Origin of the sequence: Nocardia vinacea (assembly GCF_035920345.1) — a bacterium.
GTDB lineage: Bacteria > Actinomycetota > Actinomycetes > Mycobacteriales > Mycobacteriaceae > Nocardia > Nocardia vinacea_A.
This window is the reverse complement of the sequence record NZ_CP109149.1, coordinates 1,423,752-1,439,867: the sequence shown is the minus strand read 5'-3', so window position 1 is coordinate 1,439,867 and position 16,116 is coordinate 1,423,752. Positions and strand designations below refer to the sequence as shown.

Below are 16,116 nucleotides of genomic sequence, written 5' to 3'. Positions count from 1 at the left end.
CTCTGTTGACGATGGAATCGGCCGCAAGCTGCCAGGCCACCAAATCGAGCGTGGAGATGCTCGCTGATCCGACATTAACACTTTTGCATATTGTCGACAAGCGGACGGTCGACTGAATGGAAGTGGCCGATTCGATCCCCTCATCGATCGAATCGGCCACAGTCGTGGCTGAACGGCGGTCCGGTCAGCGGTATCGGGTGGGATCCAGCGTGATCTGACCGAGGAGAAGCGCGGCCAATCCACGCTCCACCGCCGCACGCCATCCCGAGACGGAACCCGCGCGCCGCCGATCTCGTGGTCCGCGGCCCGCTTTCAACGAATTCGGTGGACGTGTAACCGGATTCGACAGATCCGGATCCAGCTCGTTCATCGGCCGCCACCCCGCCCGGTCAGCGCGCCCGAACTGTCGCGCGGCCCGGGCACCGCAACTTCCGAAGCCTCCGCCAAACCGACCGTGACCGGCCCTCGCGACAGATCAATCCGGTCCATGATCGACCAGGGCACCCGGAATACCCGGCCGGGCGAAGCCGGCCAGGGCACCCGCCGCGCGGCGACGATCGATCCTTGCTGCTCCAAGGTCACCGTCGGAAATCTCACGAACCCGTCTGTCCACAGCAGCAGGCGGTGGCGCGGCGGGGCCGGGTCCGTAGGGCGGACCAGACCCGGTGCGGCCCAGCGAAACGGCGCCGCGGCCAGAATCCGGAGCGCACCGTCGCCATGCGCCGGGAACGGTGCGCCGTCGAGGTACTCCGCCACCCGGTCCGCGACGAACGACCCGTCCAGCGCGGCGATATCAGCGGTATCGACAGGATGCAGAACGTTGCCCGCGGCGAAGACGCCGGATTGGCTGGTACGCAGACCGGTATCCACCAATGGCCCATTGGTAGCCGGGTCGAGTGCGATTCCGGCTGATCGGGCCAATTCGTGATCGGGGATCCAGTCTCCGGTGAAAACCACGGTGTCGCAGGCGATCACACGTCGGTCTCCGGTATCGAGGTCTTCGATCTCGACGCCTTCGACGATGCCTCGCCCTATGACTCGCACAACCCGGGTACGGGTGGCGACCGGAACCCGCAGGAAAGAACGTCCGGCCAAATTGAACGCGCCGTAGGACTCCGGCGAGGAGTACTGGCTGGTCATGAGAACCGGTCGGCATCCGGCGTGGCGCAGGGTGAGCACCGCCGACCAGCTCACCAGTTCGGCACCGACGATGACGGCGCGGCGACCGACCCGGCGATGCTGCAAGTGCACCATCTGCTGTAGTTGGCCGGTGGTGTACACACCTGCAGGGCGGTCTCCGGGGACGAGGCGCGCCGGTCGGGCCCGTTCCCGCGCACCGGTCGCGAAGATTACGGCGCGGGCCGCTATCCGCAGCAACCCGCGGGGCGTCGTGACGTCGAGCGACCGGTCGTCGTTGATCATCGTCACCGTGGCTTCGGTCAGTATGTCCGCTCCGGCGGACTCCGCTTCCGCGGCAAGCCTTTCCGCGTAGGCCGGCCCGCTGGTGAAGGTGTGCCTGTCGCGAATCCCGTACCCCGGGTGGGCGCAATGGCGTGGCACGCCACCGGCCCGGACTTCCCGGTCGAGTACCAGCACCTGCCGAGAGTGGTTGTCACACAACTGTTTCGCAGCCGTCAATCCGGCCGGGCCCGCTCCGATGATGGCGACGTCGGTAGCGATGACGGTGCGGGTGGAAGCGGTGGCGGTCAACGTACGGACTCCTTAATAGTCTGGGTGACGTCCGTCGATCCGGCGCACGGGTGCTGTTCGACGATCGCGGTGACTTCCGCACCGCAGAAGAACCCTTGGCAGCGGCCGTTCATCGCGCGTGTGCGGCGGCGTAGCCCGTCCAGATCAGTCGGTGGAATAGTCGAGTCGTAGGCATCGCGGATCTCGCCAGCGCTCACCCGTTCGCAAAAGCAGACGATTTTGCCGTACTGGCTGTCCCGGGCGATCAGTTCACTGTCCAGGTAGGGCCGCGGAAACGCTTCGCCGAGATTCGGCATGCGGGGCGGTTCGGGAAGTTCGGTCCGTCGTGGCCCCAGGGCGCCGATATCGGTCAGCGCATTCTCGACGTATTCGGCGACCGCCATCCCGGAGGTCAGTCCGGTGGACCGGATGCCACCGACGACCACGTAGTGCTGGTCCGCGTCCAGCCCGATCAGGTAGTCCGGATGATCGATGGCCGCCCGCAACCCCGCGTACATGGCCGTGACCTCTTCGCGCATAAGCGCGGGCATGAGCTTGGCGCCCTTGCCGAGCAGGAATTCCACGCCATTGTCAGACGTACCAGTGGCATCGCGATCGGTCAGGTCCTCGGCCGTCGGGCCGAGCATGACATTGCCGTAAATGGTCGGGCTGACCAACACACCCTTGCCCAGCGCGGTCGGCACCGGAAGAACGATGCGGTCCACCAGCGGGCGCGCGAGCTTGTCGAAGACGAACAGCTCACCGCGGCGCGGGGTGACGTGGAAACGGTCGAATCCGAACGCGTTGTCGAGGTGGTCGGCGCCCAGTCCGGCGGCGTTGACGACCCAGCGGGTGCTGATCGGGCCGGCGGAGGTATGCAGAACGGAACGGGAGTCATCGACAGTGACGGCCTCGACCCGGCTACTCGTATGCAAGCTCACCCCGCGTCGAACGGCGTCGGTGGCCAGCGCGAGATTGGTCGTCCACGTGCAGATGATCGACTCATCGGGCACTGTGAGGCCACCGAGCGCACCGGGTCCCAGGGCGGGCACCGCGTCGTAAACAGCTGCGGCATCGATGATTTCGCAGGCGTGGTAATCATTGCGGACGGCCTTGTCACGCAGTTCCGGCAAGGCGGCCAACTCTTCGTCGGTCCAGGCGACCAGCAGGGCTCCGGTGCGTTCGATCGGGATGCCGGTGCGGCCGGCATAGTCCGACAGCAATTCGTATCCGCGCCGGACCAGCCGCGATTCCAAGGTTCCTGGTTTGGCGTCGAAGCCGGTGTGCAGGAGCGCGGTGTTCGCTTTGCTGGTGCCGTCACCGACATCGCCGCGTGCTTCGACCAGGGCGACCCTCCGGTCGTATCCGGCCAGTGCCCGCGCGATGGCGGACCCCACGATCCCGGCCCCAACTACCGCGATGTCGTAATCGGCTCCTGGGGTAGGAACGGACATCAGTGCACTCCTCTCGGAAGGGTCGCCTCGGCGGCGGCCCTCCACTGCTGGCGGAACTCGGTAGCGCGGCCACGTGACCAGCGCGGTTCGTAGGTTCGGGTGGGCGCCCGTGGACCGATGGCGTCCTCGACCGAAATCGACTGGTCCCATGCCATTCGCGCGCACGCCGCAGCGCCCAGGGCGGTGGCGTGCACGTTCGGATAGACCTCCACCGGCAACTGGGTCAGATCGGCGGTGGCCTGCATCAGCCGCTCCGACGACGTCAGACCGCCGTCGACCCGCAGACTCGACAACGGGCGGCCCAGATCGAAGGCGGTGGAATCGACCAGCTCGGCGGTCTGGGCCGCGATCCCCTCCAACACCGCCGCGATCAGGTGCCCGCGCCCAGTGGACAGCGTGAGCCCGGTGAACGAGGCCATCGCATCACTTCGCCACCAGGGTGCCGCCAACCCGGCGAAGGCGGGAACACATTTCGCACCGGCGGATTCTCCGGCCGCCGCGGAGTCCAGTTCCCTTGGGGCGGAGATCAATCCGAGATCCTGGAGCCAGCGGACAGCCGAAGCCGCCGTATAGACCTGTCCGTCCAAGCAGTACCCGGTGGTATTCCGGATGGCCGAGGCGACCGAGGATGTCAGACCGACGCCGGACCGCACCGGCACCGAGCCGGTATGAGCGAGCAGGAAAACGCCTGTGCCGAACGTACATTTGGCGGTGCCGGCCACCAGACAATGCTGGGCCAACAGCGATGCCTGTTGATCTACGATGAGACCGCCGACAGCCATCGGCGCGCCGAAGGCATCGGTGGCTCCGACGATCGTGTCGTTGTCGAGGATCTCCGGCATATCCTCGTCCCCGAGTCCGAAGAGTTCCAGCAGTTCAGCATCCCAGCCGCCGTCGTCCAGATCGGCGAGCAGCGATCGGCTCGCTGTCGTGCGGTCGGTGACGAAGGCTCCGGTGAGCTGGTGCACAATCCAGCTGTCAGTGGTGGTTACGACGCCGCGCCGGGTGATGTTGTCCCGCAGCCAACTCATTTTCGGCGCGGAGAAATACGGGTCGAGTACCAGACCGGTGCGCTGTTCGATACGACGCCGATCAGGCGCACGCGAGTGGCACTGTGGGTCGGCTCGGCGGTCCTGCCACACAATGACAGGGCTCAGCGGCCGCCCGCTGTCGCGGTCCCAGGCCAATACCGATTCACCCTGGTTGGCCAGGGAGACCGCGGACACGGACGTGCCTGCCTGTTCGATCGCCCGGCGGCCGGTCTCCAGGACCGAGGCCAGCAATGCCGCGGGGTCCTGCTCGACTCCGCCGTCGTCGAGATAGTCCGGACGAAGCGGCGTTTCGGCGACGGACAGTAGTCGGCCGTCATCCGCGACGACCAATGCCTTGGTCCCCGAGGTGCCTTGATCAATCGCCAGGACGGCCACGGTGTTCTCCTTTCATCAGGTCCGGCAGCAGCTCGTATCGCACGGTGAGGTCATGGATCCGCCAAACCTCCAAGCTGCCGTTGTAGAGGTCGACCAGCCAGCACGGGCCGTGCCGGGACGGGATGGCCATCGTGATCCGACCCCAGGGCGACATCCGGCCCGACCCCGGGTCGATCCGCCGGATCCATCCGCCGACCTGGATATGGCGGACGATCTCACCGGACATGGGCGGTCATGAGCTTCATCCGAGGTTGACGATGACGTGCTTCTCGCGGGTGAACTCGGCAAGCCCGGAGGTCCCGCCTTCCTTGCCGTATCCGGACCCCTTGAATCCGCCCAGCGGTCCCTCCGGACCGACGACCATGTGGTTGTTCACCCAGACCACACCCGATTCGATGGCGTTGACATTGCGCAGCGCACGTCCGATGTCGCGGGTCCACACCGAAGCGGCCAGCCCCTGTTCGACCCCGTTGGCTTTGCGCAGCGCGTCGGCGTCGTCGGTGAAGGTCTGCACGGTCGCCACCGGACCGAAGATCTCCTCCTGCACCAGTTCGTCGCCCTGCCGCAGGCCGATGATCAGCGTCGGCTCGAAGAAATAGCCGGGACCGTCGATGATGTTCCCGCCGGTGAGCACCCGAGCATGCGGTGGGCGGTTGTCGACCAAGTGGGCGACCCGGTTCCGCTGCTGTTCGGATATCAGCGGTCCCAGCACGGTGGACTCGTCGTGGGCGTTGCCCACCTTCGTCGAGGCCAGGCTCGCCGCGAGTGCCTCGGTGAACCGATCGTGGATGGTCTCCGCGACCAGCAGCCGGGTCGACGCCATGCATTCCTGGCCGGCGTTGAACAGGATGCCGTTGGTGAGGATCGGCAGCGCCGTGTCGAGGTCGACGTCGTCGTGCACGATGACCGGCGCATTGCCACCGAGTTCCAGCACCAGGCGTTTCGGCGCTGCTCCGGCAGCGGCGGCAATGCTGCGGCCCGCAGGCGTGGATCCGGTGAACGACACCAACGCCACGTGTGGATGACGCACCAGGGCATCGCCGACCACACTCCCCTGGCCGTTGATCATGTTGAGCACACCGGCCGGCAATACCGTTTGCGCCAGTTCCACGAAGCGAGCTGTCGCCAGTGGTGTCAGCTCGGCGGGCTTGAGTACCACCGTATTTCCCGCGACCAGTGCGGGCGCCAACTTCCACACGGCCTGCCACAGGGGGAAGTTCCATGGCGTGATGCCCACCACGACGCCGAGCGGTTCCCGGCGCACGAAACTGGTATTGCCGGGGTTGTATTCAGCGGCCGCCATCGACGACAGCGCCCGGCCGGCGCCGGCGAAATGCCGCAGTGCGTTCACAATGCCCGGCAGCTCGTCGTCCCGCACCGCGCTGATGGGTTTACCGGCGTCGAGGCATTCCAGCTGGGCGAACTCCTCGAGGTTGCCCTCGACGAGATCCGCCAGTTGCAGCAGGAGGCGAGATCGAGCGCCCGGCGAGTGCGCCGCCCATCCGGCGAACGCCGCGTGCGCTGCGGCGACCGCCTGGTACGCGTCCTCGCGGGTCGACTCGGTGAAATGCGCTACGACGGTGCCGGTCGACGGATCACGTACCTCACGAATCGCCTCGCCCGATCCGGGCACCAGCACACCGCCGATCAGGTTGTTGATTTCGCGCGGAGGCGTAGTCACTGCCATGAGTCGGAATTTCCCTTCGATGAGGTGAGGATCGTCCTCACAGATGTCCTTGGTTGGTGTCGATGGACTTGCCCCGCCTGTTCGCGGGGATGGCGCGATAGATGACGCCGCCCGCGACGATTACCGCCAGCATTCCCAGGCCGACATGGACCGGATCGGACTTGATCAGCAGCGCGCACAGCACCACCGACCATGCGATGGACAGGATGAAGATGATCGGACTCACCCGCCCGTAGTGCCAGGGGTGTTGCGGCAGCTTGCGGCGCAGTACCGCGTAGGCGCCGACGGTCACGACGACGCCGTAGGCCAGACCCCAGGCCAGCGCCGTCATCGCGGTGAGCACGGACAGCAGCGACGACCACAGGGCGAAGACCACCGAAAGCGCGAGAATGGTGAGCGCCGCATTGAACGGAATGCGCTGTGCACTTACCTTGCGCAGCCAGTGCGCACCGGGAATCTGGCCGTCACGGGCCTGCGCCCACAGCACCCGAATGCCGGTGAGCTGCAACATGACCAGAGCGGCGAAGAGCGCGACGATAGCGACGGCCTCGAAGACGTTCGCGAATGCCGTACCCACGGCAGTGTCGAGGATCAGCTTGACCGGCGTATCACTGGCCATCACGGCGGGCAGATCCTGAATCGCCAGCACGATCAACGCGATCATGAAAATTCCGACGATGTAGGAGGAGATGTTCGCCAGCACCGATGCCATCGGGGCCTTGAGCGCCGCGCCCTTGGTCTCCTCGGAGGCGTTGCCGGTGGCATCGAACGAGGAAATCAGGTAAGCGGGAAGGATCATGGCGAACAGGAACGGTACGAACCAGTGTCCGGAGTTCACCGTCCCGCCGGAGTCGCTGAGGAACGACAACGGCTGGGTCGGGTGTTTGACCACCAGCAGTACGACGATCAGAGCCACCACGCACAGCACCTCGGCTGCGACGCCGACGTTGTTGCAGATGGCGGCGACCTTGACCCCGGCAAGATTGATGAGCGTGCCGAGCACGATCAACCCGATCGCCCAAGGCAGCGCGTCGCTCTGCTCGGTGAAGGACACGCCGAACCAACCCGCGACGAAGGGGGCGATACTCACCGCGACCGCCGTCACGGCGACGGTATGGGCGATGAGTAACCACCACCCGGTCTGCCAGGCCAGCCACGGCTTGCCGGTGATTCGTCCGGTGATCTGATAGACGCCACCGGCAAGCGGATACGCGGAGACCAGTTGCGCCACCGCCAGCCCCACCGTGAGAACCTGCAGCCCGCCGCCGACCAGAAACGACCAGAACGACGCTGGTCCGAAGAATCCGAATCCGACGATCAGTGTGGTGAAGACGCTGGACGCGATCGCGATCGAGGTGAACTGCACCCCGAACGACGAGAACAGTCCCAGCGTGCGATTGAGTTCCTGCTTGTAGCCGAGCTTCTCCAGGTGTGCCGTATCGGCATCGACCGCACCCCGATCGAAGCTCCCGGTCCGGTCCGGCGAATCGGTCGACAGATCGGGTTGCTCAGGAATTGTTGACATGTACGGCCTCGCTTGCCTGATTTAGCGTGGTTCCTCGGCTCGCTGGGCCGGGTTACCGATATGTAGCCGCGAACGCGGCTGGAAGATAACAGCGACGTCGGTCCGTGATCGGAGTTAGTCTACTGTCGTTTGTCGACAATAATACTAACTCGCCGTGTCTGCGATCACAATGTGTTTCGGCAAAGTTAATTTCCGGTCATCGGAGGCCGAGATGCCGCTCCGCGGCAGTGAGCTCGACCAGCGACCGCGCGGTCGTATATCCGAGTCCGGTCAGCCGGGCTGCCAAGACAACGAACAGTTGCGCGGCGGTCACCGCATCACCGAGTGCGTGGTGCCGGTCGGTAACCGGAACTCCCAGCGAATCACACAGCCACTCCAGACCGGGCTCACCGTGGTGTCCGGCGGGAGCCAGTCCGGCGGCACGCGCCATAGCGGCGGTATCGATGACCGGGGGCGCGAACGCGAGCCCGCTGCGCCGGAAGGCCGGCTTCAGCAGGTCGCATTCGAACCACGCTGAGTGGGCGACCAGCACGCGCCCCGAGAGCAGCCGATCCAGCCGGTGCACGGCTTCACCTTCGGGTGGCGCGGCCAGCAGATCGCAGGGCCGAAGCGTATGGATGGCGATGGACGGAGCTGCCATCGCGGTGCCGGGACGGACGAGGCCGTATTCCCCCTGCGACGACAGGACTACGCCCTCGCGGATGGGGACCACACCGTAGGAGACGATGCTGTCGAGGGCGGGGTGGGGGCCGGTGGTCTCGAGGTCGATGACCAGGTACTCCGCCGCATCGACCGAACAGGCGAGCGGATCGGCGCGACGGCGGCCGAACGAACCGATCATGACAGTCGCGAGACCCATTCGCTGTCGAGGCGGTTCTGCACCTCCGCCACCGACCGGAATGCCTCCCGCAGGTAGCGGCGGGTCAGGGTATCGAGGTGGCCGGGCGCCACCCACGTCGTCGGGCGAATGCCCTGGCGGATGGCCTCGATCTCGTTGCGCAAAATGAGTTCGTAGAGGTATTCGAATGCGCGTACGAGAGTTTCGCATTCGTCGGCGGTCAGCAGATTGGCGTCGGCGCCCCGGCGCAGGCGGGTGACCGTCGATCCGCGATCGTCACCGGTGACGATGGCGATCCACCGCCCCAGCGACGCGATCGGCGTCAGCCCACCGGCCTTCAGATCCAGGTGGCCGCGATTCGCTCCGGAGTGCTCGACGACGAAGTTGCGCACGAAACCCACCGGTGGCCGGCGCGCGATCGTGTATCGCAGCAGCGCCGCCAGATAGTCGCGGCCGCGCGCGGTGCCGAGCATCGCGTCCGAAACCGCCCGTCCCACAGAAAGATTGGTCAACGGCCTGCTGTCGGCGATCATGGACGACAGCAGCAGCGCGTTCTCCTGGGTGGGGGTCGTGATCCATGAGGTGGCGGTGCTGACCCAGTCCGGCAGCGACTTCGCGAACGCGGGGTTGGTCGCGTTGGCGCCGTCCGCGCAACGCGCCAGACCACAGCGCTCCATATTGCTCAGGATGTTGTCGGCCCAGTGATGCAACCGGCCGAACGGTGACGGCTGATCGGGCAGGTCTTCCCAGACCAGCCCGGTATCGACATCCGAGAGCGGCAACGGCTCGCGCCGCGCCACCGATCCCAGCACCAGCCAAGACGTCGCGTGGGGCACGAGATCGTCGCCGATCTCGGTGAGCGCGATGATCTTCTGCAATAGGGCATCGATCACCGCCGACAGCAGCCCTGCCACATGCATCACCGATACACCGGTATCGCACAACTCCACCCAAGTCGGTTTCAGCAGCGCCGCCGCGGCGGCGAGTTCATCGATGGTGGTCGCGGAATCGATGGCACGACGGATCACCAGGGGATTGCGCACCTCGGCGGAGGCCAGGTCCACCACCCGCAGAATTCCGATCGGCCGCTCCCCCTGACCGGCCACCACCAAATGATGCAGTCCCGACTCCACCATCGTCAGGAAAGCGTCCGCCACCAGCGTGTCCGCGCCGACGGTGGTGGCGGGGAAGGAGGTGATCTTCTCGACCGGCGTGTGCGCGTCGAGACCTCCACTCCCCCAAGCGTTTCGGAAGTCGTTGTCGGTGACGATGCCGTACTCGCCGCCACGCCGAAGCAGGGCACAGGACTGTCCGGCCGCAGTGATGATGTCGGCGGCCTCCGCGATCGTCGCATCGATGGGCAGCCATACGACCGGGCGCATCTGTTCCCGCGCCGCCCGGACCGACTGATCGACCAGACCCGAGCGCGCCAGGCGCTCGCGCGTGACGACGGTGCCGTAGTGGCGGAACCGCAGCCGATCGGGATGCTGCAACGTCGGCCGCGGATCGGGAAGCCGATAACACAGCGTATCTTCCGAGGCACGTACCGATAGCGGCGGAGCGAGCCCGGACAGCACCGAAATATGGCCGAAGGTTTCCCCGGGGCCGAGCACATCGATCACCCGGCCACGGTCCATCACCTCGACCTCGCCGGTCCGGACCACATAGAAACGGTCGAGAGCGGCACCGCCGGCCTCGACGATCACCGAGCCCGCGGTGAAGTACTGGACATCCACCAGGCGGGCCAGCATCTGCAGGTCGTGAGCCTCCAGATTGTCGTAAGGCGACTGGCCGCCGAGGAAGTCGCTGTACTCACGCATCCGCCGTACCAGTACGCCCGGCGTCGGCATCGGATATCACACCGTGCACATGGCGATCGATCTCCCGGGTGATGGCCGCCAGGTCTCCGGTGTCGATGATCGACATCAGCCGTTCGTGCTCGGCGACGACATCGTGCAGATCAGCGAAGGACCGGTGGTCCACCGACAGGAACATCTGCAGTTGCGCTTCCCAGCCGCGCCACAGATCGAGCAACAGTCCGTTGCCCGACAGTTCGTAGAACACCCGGTGAAAGCGCATATGCGCGCGCACGCTCTCACTGAGATCACCGTTGTCGGCGGCGCGGGCCATCTCCTGTAGCGCGCGCAACGCCTTCGATCGGCCCGGCCCGTGGAGTTTGGGCAGCGCCAGTTCGACCGCGTACGGCTCGAGCCGCCGCCGGATGTTGGCCATCTCCTCGACCTCGCGGGGGCTCACCTGCGCCACGAAGGCGCCACGATAGGCGACCTTTTCCACCAAGCCTTCATCGGTCAGGATGGCGAAGGCCTCGCGCAACGGCGCCCGACTGACACCTAGATCCGCTGCCAGATGCGCCTCTCGGAGTTGGCTGCCCGGCGCGAGTTTGCCAGCGAGGATCGCGCTGCGCAGCACATCCGCGACCGCGCCGGGAGTGGTTCGCTGCTCGATTTTGCCGAATGTGACCTCGTCGTCCGCGGCGGAACTTGCCCGCTGCGTACGGTTCGGGGCGACAGTCATGTGCTGTCCTTTCTGACGCCTGACTTCGGCGGCGTGCCCGCCGTGGCCGATCGCACGCCGCTACCTGTCGAAGGTTCTGTTGTCGACAATAGAGCAAAAACCGTGCGCCCTACTAGCCACCGTCCGTCGGCACGTAGAAATGGCCGCGTTCCAGCACTGGGTCGAGAATCCCGGACTCCAACTCGTCGGCCGCTTCTTCCAGGCCCGCCGGATCACGGTGCTGCCCCGGATAACCGATCAGCGCCTTCACCTGCGGCGTCATGAAATAGGCGCCGGCCACGACATTCGACACCGGATCGAAGGCAGCGCTGTCCTGTGCCCACAGCTGTTTCAACGCCGCGCGCAACTCCTCGTCCGCCACCCCGGCCAGCTCGTCGATGACTCGAACGATCGTGTCGAAGGCATCCGCCCGCGCGGCCAAGGCGAGTTCCAGGTATCGGCCGTAGTCCTCCGCCTCACTGGCAACCGGATTCGGACCGACGGCGGGAATCAGGCAGTCCGCGATGCGCAGCAGCCCCTCCCACTGCTGCGGATCCAGCGGGCGCGGCGGGAGCAGGCGGCGCGGCGGTACCGACGGCCGCGGCGTATTCGACCGCAGCGACTCGAGCGGCGAGATATTGGTCATCGTGCGGCCTTTCCAGCATTGAGGTCCTCGACGAGCTGTTTGCCCACCCGCAACGCGAGAGCCGTGATCGTGCAGGTGGGATTCGCCGAACCGGAAGTGACGAAGATGCTGCCGTCGGCAATGTAGAGATTGCCGACGTCGTGGGCCCGGCCATAGGAATCGACGACCGATGTCGCCGGATCGCTACCCATGCGGGCGGTGCCGAGCAGATGACCCGGCTGGTCGATCCACAACTCCTTGGTGAAGATCCGCCGGGCCCCGGCGGCCTGGTGCAGCTCCACCATCCGGTCGACGGTGAATTGGAGGATCTTGCGGGTGTTTTCGCTGACCCGGTACTCGATCTTCGGCGCAGGCAACCCATCGCTGTCGATCAGGTCGGTCGACAGAGTCACCCGATTGTGTTCTTCGGGTAGGTCTTCCACGTTCGCCGCCCACAGGATCCCGTTGTTGGCGGCGCGGGCCACATCATGGATCGCCGGCCCCCACACCTCGTCGAAGTCGAGCCCACGATGTTCGACGATCGCATTGAGCGGCCCAGGTGTCGGCAACGCGTGCAGCTTCGCCCCACGAACGAAGCCACGCGACAGATCGGTGTCGTAGAACTGCATCGAATGGATCAGCTGGCCGGCCGGACCCCGCCAGCTTTCCAAGTTCTCGTCGTAGAAACCCATCGAGCCACAATTGGGGTGCAGCATCAGGTTGCGGCCCACCTGCCCGGAAGAGTTGGCCAGACCGTCGGGATGCGACTCGTCGGCCGACAGCAACAGCAGTCTGGGCGTCCCGATTCCGTTGGCGCACACCACCACTGCCCGCGCGGGCTGGAAATGAATCGTTCCAGAACGATCAACCCACTCCGCGCCGGTGGCCTGCCCGGATCGGTCGGTGCGCACCCGGCGCACCCGCGCGCCCGTCTGCACCCGCGCACCGGCCTGTTGCGCCTGCGGCAGGTAGATCAAATCGAAGGACGCCTTGGCGCCCTGCGGACAACCCCATTCGCAGACGCCCATTCGTGCGCACTGCGCGAGGGTTTTGTTCTTCTGGCTGGGAATGGCGTTCGTACCGGGCCACCAGTGCCAGCCGAGTTTGTTGGCGGCGGCGGCGGCCGTCATGCCCGGCTTGCCCAGCGGGTGCGGTGGCAAGGGATACTCCAGCCCAGGCGGATAGGCGGTATCGCCATCCAGGCCGGAGACACCGATGAACCGGTCGACCTCATCGTGATACGGCTTCAGATCGTCGTAATCGATGGGCCAATCGTCGGCGACACCGTCAAGGGACTTGACCCGGAAATCCGACGGGAGCAGGCGCGGCCACTCCGCACCGTAGAAGATGGATCCACCGCCCACCCCGTTGAACATCACCGGCCACATATCCGAGTCGGTCACGTCGACCGGGTAGTCGGCGGGCAGGGCGCGAACGTTCGGGTCGTGCGCCCAGTCGTGCTGGATGAGCAGTTCCCACTCGGGATGGTTGGCCGGAAAGTCGCTGGGATTGACCCAGTCGCCCTGTTCCAAACACAACACCGAGAGTCCCGCGACCGCGGCGGTGTGCGTGACGACCGCTCCGGAAGGACCCGCACCGATCACGAGCACGTCAACGGGTTCATGGTGGACGACATCAGGTGCGGGCTCAGGCTTGAAGGTGGTCACGTCGACCCCTTTCGTCGATTGTCGACAGATTTAAATTACGCGCAGTCGCCAACTTCGATGCCCGAACCGGCGCCGTCACGAATCGGTCAGGCTCCGGCCAGGACGCCGCCGTCCACGATGAACGCCGTCCCGGTGATGGCGGTGGAGTGGTCCGAGAGCAGGAACGCAACGGAGTGGGCGATTTCGAGCGGCAGGATCGGACGACCGATCGGCTGGAAGTCCGCCAGCCCGGCGTCGAGCGCTTCCCGCCCACCGAGCGCGGTGTAATGCGGCACATTCAGTGGCGTATCCACGAAACCGGGGCACAGCGTGTTGGCCCGGATCCCCTGCGCCCCGAAGTCCAGCGCGATCGCCTTGGTCAGGGTCAGCACTGCTCCTTTGCTGGCAGTGTAGGTGGTCAGCATCTTCTCCGCGCCCACCGAGTTGATCGACCCGAAGTTCACGATCGACCCGCCGCCGGACTTCAGCAGCTCCGGGATGGCGTACTTGGAACCCAGGAAGACCCCCTTGACGTTCACATCGAAGGTCCGCTGGTAGTCCTCGGCCGTGGCCTCCAGAATCGTGCCCGGAATCAGGATGCCCGCGTTGTTCACGATCCCGTCGAGTCGGCCGAACCTCTCCACAGTGAACTCGATCAATGCTTTGACCTGTTCCTCGCTGGTCACATCGACGACTCGGCCGACCAGCCGTTCGCTACCGACATCGAGCTTGGCCAATCCGGACTCGGAATGCACTGTCGCCACCACACGCGCGCCCTCCTCGTGGAGGTGCAACGCCGTGTCCAAACCGATTCCGCCGCCGGCACCGGTGATGATCACAACCTTTTCATCGAGCAGACCCATTGACGCCGCATCTCCTTCTGGACTGAGCACACACAGTGCATATTGGTTATTGTCGACAATCGACTGAATCAGTGTGCCTGTCTCGGTCCGGGAAATCAAGGGCCGCCGATGTCCACCGTGACTTTCCGGCTGCGACCAGTCGGCGACTGTAGGAGCGGCGGTGTTGCCGTCGAGCCCACTTACATCCCACGGCGGACGAGTAGGTGCGAATACCTGCGTCTACCAGGACCATCTCGGTAGCGACTCGAAGTGACATGCAGCGCTCGCGTGGCCGAATGACGACAAAGGGCGCATTACCGACAACTGATCGGCCACGGTGTGCAAATCTGCCGAGATGCTCAACAATTTCATATCCACTGCACGCAGCCAGGGATCACCACTGCTCTTCCGAAGCATTATCGGCCTCGCGGTGATCGCCGTCTTCGCTGCTGCTGTCGCGGTCGTCGACACGACCGCGTACGGACAGGCACCCGAGCCGGTGCCATCCGCCGGGTGTACGGAAACGCCACGGCCGGTAGGCAATTCGACGCTCAATTTCGCGGCAGAGGGCGCGGTGGGAAGCTACATCCAGGACGTCCCGCCGGGGGCCGACCATCCGCTCCCACTGGTGCTCAACTTGCACGGCTACCTCGAACCGGCCATCGTCGCGCACTACGGGACCGCGCTAGCCCCATTCGGCTACCTGAAGGGTTACGTGACCATCACCCCACAGCTCGACGAATTGGCCCTGCCCCAGTGGGATTTCGGAGAAGGCAGCCGAGATATGCGGTACCTGTCGGATCTGCTCACTCACGTGGAGTCGACGTTATGCGTGGACCGGCTGCAGATCTACGTCACGGGACTATCGATGGGTGCTTTCGCAAGCTCCTCACTGGCGTGCCAACTCTCCGATCGGATCGCGGCCATTGCCGCAGTAGCCGGGTTGCAGGATTTCGCGTGGTGTCGGACGACACGACCGGTTCCCGTACTCGCGTTCCACGGCACCGCCGACCCTATCGTCGCCTACACCGGAGGCGCTGGTCCGCTGGTCCGCTGGCTGCCGTCTGCTAATGGCTCGAGTTCGCCCGGTCCGGATCAGCCGGACGCGACCACGCGCAACGGCCCCGGCCCGCAGAGCATTCCGGACGATGCTGCGGCCTGGGCTCGGCGCAACGGCTGCGAAACCGAGGCGACCGAGCGACGCATCGCCCCCGATGTCGTCCTACGGGAATATCCGTGTCCCGCCGACGCCACCGTCCAGCTGTACTCGATCATCGGCGGCGGTCACATCTGGCCAGGCAGCACATCGCTGCTGTATCCACCCCTGGTCGTGGGCAACAACACCACCTCGATCAACGCCAACGACGTGATCTGGGACTTTTTCCGTACTCACCCACTTCCGGGCTGACCGGCTCGAATACCGAAGCACCCGAGCCATCTGGCGCAACATCTTTCGGCACCGAGGATCAACGTCCGGCAAGCAACAAAGCCAGGGCGAGTACGGCCGGTGCGGTCTGGATCAGCACGATTCGGCGGGAGACCGTGAAGCCGCCGTAGCAGCCGGCGATCGCGACGCAGAGCAGAAAGAAGATGAGTGCCGCGGAGCCGGTCGGTCTCGACGCGACCAAACCCCACACCAAACCTGCTGCGAGGAAACCGTTGTAGAGGCCCTGATTGGCAGCCATGGCCTTGGTCTGGTCGGCGAGTTCGGCGCTGACACCGAATATTCGACGGACGCGCGGTGTCGTCCAGAGAAACATTTCGAGCACCAGGATGTAGCCGTGCAGAGCGGCGATCAGGCCGGCGAGAATTTGAGCGGATAGATACATGATGCGACATCCTGGCAGATTGTCGCCGGTTCCGTTCGCG

General features: G+C 65.4%; 15 protein-coding genes. 1 reads left to right on the top strand and 14 read right to left on the bottom strand.

Features of this window, described 5'->3' with window-relative positions; translation table 11 throughout:
- Positions 1 to 184: 184 nt before the first annotated feature.
- The 13 genes from OIE68_RS06865 to OIE68_RS06805 all read right to left on the bottom strand — a co-directional run bounded on the left by OIE68_RS06865 (position 185) and on the right by OIE68_RS06805 (position 14,268).
- The gene (locus OIE68_RS06865; RefSeq protein ID WP_327098534.1) at positions 185 to 370 is read right to left on the bottom strand and encodes a hypothetical protein; all 186 of its coding nucleotides are present in this window, start codon (positions 368 to 370) and stop codon (positions 185 to 187) included.
- Positions 367 to 1,710, bottom strand: a complete 1,344-nt coding sequence (locus OIE68_RS06860) for an NAD(P)/FAD-dependent oxidoreductase (protein WP_327098533.1) — start codon at positions 1,708 to 1,710, stop codon at positions 367 to 369. Before OIE68_RS06860 ends, OIE68_RS06865 begins: the two co-directional genes overlap by 4 nt.
- A complete protein-coding gene (locus OIE68_RS06855; protein WP_327098532.1) occupies positions 1,707 to 3,143 on the bottom strand; it encodes an NAD(P)/FAD-dependent oxidoreductase in 1,437 nt (478 codons plus the stop codon). The genes OIE68_RS06860 and OIE68_RS06855 overlap by 4 nt, the downstream gene beginning before the upstream one ends.
- A complete protein-coding gene (locus OIE68_RS06850) occupies positions 3,143 to 4,570 on the bottom strand; it encodes an FGGY family carbohydrate kinase (protein ID WP_327098531.1) in 1,428 nt (475 codons plus the stop codon). The genes OIE68_RS06855 and OIE68_RS06850 overlap by 1 nt, the downstream gene beginning before the upstream one ends.
- Complete coding sequence (locus OIE68_RS06845) at positions 4,551 to 4,796, bottom strand: hypothetical protein (protein ID WP_327098530.1); 246 nt, start codon at positions 4,794 to 4,796, stop codon at positions 4,551 to 4,553. The genes OIE68_RS06850 and OIE68_RS06845 overlap by 20 nt, the downstream gene beginning before the upstream one ends.
- A 15-nt stretch (positions 4,797 to 4,811) precedes the next feature.
- Positions 4,812 to 6,257, bottom strand: coding sequence for an aldehyde dehydrogenase family protein (locus OIE68_RS06840; RefSeq protein WP_419150685.1), 1,446 nt, complete (start codon positions 6,255 to 6,257; stop codon positions 4,812 to 4,814).
- A 37-nt stretch (positions 6,258 to 6,294) separates the two neighbouring features.
- Positions 6,295 to 7,782, bottom strand: coding sequence for an APC family permease (locus tag OIE68_RS06835; protein ID WP_327098528.1), 1,488 nt, complete (start codon positions 7,780 to 7,782; stop codon positions 6,295 to 6,297).
- Between the two features lie 196 nt (positions 7,783 to 7,978).
- Positions 7,979 to 8,623, bottom strand: a complete 645-nt coding sequence (locus OIE68_RS06830) for a 3'-5' exonuclease (RefSeq protein WP_327098527.1) — start codon at positions 8,621 to 8,623, stop codon at positions 7,979 to 7,981.
- Positions 8,620 to 10,440 carry a putative nucleotidyltransferase substrate binding domain-containing protein gene (locus tag OIE68_RS06825; RefSeq protein WP_327098526.1) on the bottom strand — a complete coding sequence of 607 codons (1,821 nt, stop codon included), beginning with the start codon at positions 10,438 to 10,440 and terminating at the stop codon, positions 8,620 to 8,622. The genes OIE68_RS06830 and OIE68_RS06825 overlap by 4 nt, the downstream gene beginning before the upstream one ends.
- Entirely contained in the window at positions 10,433 to 11,155 is a 723-nt protein-coding gene (locus OIE68_RS06820; RefSeq protein ID WP_327098525.1) for a GntR family transcriptional regulator, read from the bottom strand. Before OIE68_RS06820 ends, OIE68_RS06825 begins: the two co-directional genes overlap by 8 nt.
- A gap of 112 nt (positions 11,156 to 11,267) precedes the next feature.
- Entirely contained in the window at positions 11,268 to 11,780 is a 513-nt protein-coding gene (locus tag OIE68_RS06815) for a hypothetical protein (protein WP_327098524.1), read from the bottom strand.
- Positions 11,777 to 13,426: a GMC family oxidoreductase gene (locus OIE68_RS06810; RefSeq protein ID WP_327098523.1), complete on the bottom strand. Its 1,650-nt coding sequence runs from the start codon at positions 13,424 to 13,426 to the stop codon at positions 11,777 to 11,779. The genes OIE68_RS06815 and OIE68_RS06810 overlap by 4 nt, the downstream gene beginning before the upstream one ends.
- 86 nt (positions 13,427 to 13,512) lie before the next feature.
- Complete coding sequence (locus OIE68_RS06805; protein WP_327098522.1) at positions 13,513 to 14,268, bottom strand: SDR family NAD(P)-dependent oxidoreductase; 756 nt, start codon at positions 14,266 to 14,268, stop codon at positions 13,513 to 13,515.
- A gap of 334 nt (positions 14,269 to 14,602) precedes the next feature.
- Between OIE68_RS06805 and OIE68_RS06800 the strand changes: the two genes are divergently transcribed.
- On the top strand, positions 14,603 to 15,655 hold the full coding sequence (locus tag OIE68_RS06800) for a hypothetical protein (RefSeq protein ID WP_327098521.1): 1,053 nt from the start codon (positions 14,603 to 14,605) through the stop codon (positions 15,653 to 15,655).
- Between the two features lie 58 nt (positions 15,656 to 15,713).
- On the opposite strand, the gene OIE68_RS06795 is transcribed toward OIE68_RS06800, so the two are convergent.
- A complete protein-coding gene (locus OIE68_RS06795) occupies positions 15,714 to 16,076 on the bottom strand; it encodes a DUF1304 domain-containing protein (protein ID WP_327098520.1) in 363 nt (120 codons plus the stop codon).
- Positions 16,077 to 16,116: the final 40 nt, after the last annotated feature.

Excerpts from the sequence above, each read along its gene's own strand:
- OIE68_RS06800 (WP_327098521.1), top strand. The coding sequence starts at position 14,603 with ATGCTCAACAATTTCATATCCACTGCACGCAGCCAGGGATCACCACTG.
- OIE68_RS06815 (WP_327098524.1), bottom strand. The coding sequence starts at position 11,780 with ATGACCAATATCTCGCCGCTCGAGTCGCTGCGGTCGAATACGCCGCGG.
- OIE68_RS06820 (WP_327098525.1), bottom strand. The coding sequence starts at position 11,155 with ATGACTGTCGCCCCGAACCGTACGCAGCGGGCAAGTTCCGCCGCGGAC.
- OIE68_RS06795 (WP_327098520.1), bottom strand. The coding sequence starts at position 16,076 with ATGTATCTATCCGCTCAAATTCTCGCCGGCCTGATCGCCGCTCTGCAC.
- OIE68_RS06840 (WP_419150685.1), bottom strand. The coding sequence starts at position 6,257 with ATGGCAGTGACTACGCCTCCGCGCGAAATCAACAACCTGATCGGCGGT.
- OIE68_RS06845 (WP_327098530.1), bottom strand. The coding sequence starts at position 4,796 with ATGTCCGGTGAGATCGTCCGCCATATCCAGGTCGGCGGATGGATCCGG.
- OIE68_RS06830 (WP_327098527.1), bottom strand. The coding sequence starts at position 8,623 with ATGATCGGTTCGTTCGGCCGCCGTCGCGCCGATCCGCTCGCCTGTTCG.
- OIE68_RS06865 (WP_327098534.1), bottom strand. The coding sequence starts at position 370 with ATGAACGAGCTGGATCCGGATCTGTCGAATCCGGTTACACGTCCACCG.
- OIE68_RS06835 (WP_327098528.1), bottom strand. The coding sequence starts at position 7,782 with ATGTCAACAATTCCTGAGCAACCCGATCTGTCGACCGATTCGCCGGAC.
- OIE68_RS06805 (WP_327098522.1), bottom strand. The coding sequence starts at position 14,268 with ATGGGTCTGCTCGATGAAAAGGTTGTGATCATCACCGGTGCCGGCGGC.
- OIE68_RS06825 (WP_327098526.1), bottom strand. The coding sequence starts at position 10,440 with ATGCGTGAGTACAGCGACTTCCTCGGCGGCCAGTCGCCTTACGACAAT.
- OIE68_RS06855 (WP_327098532.1), bottom strand. The coding sequence starts at position 3,143 with ATGTCCGTTCCTACCCCAGGAGCCGATTACGACATCGCGGTAGTTGGG.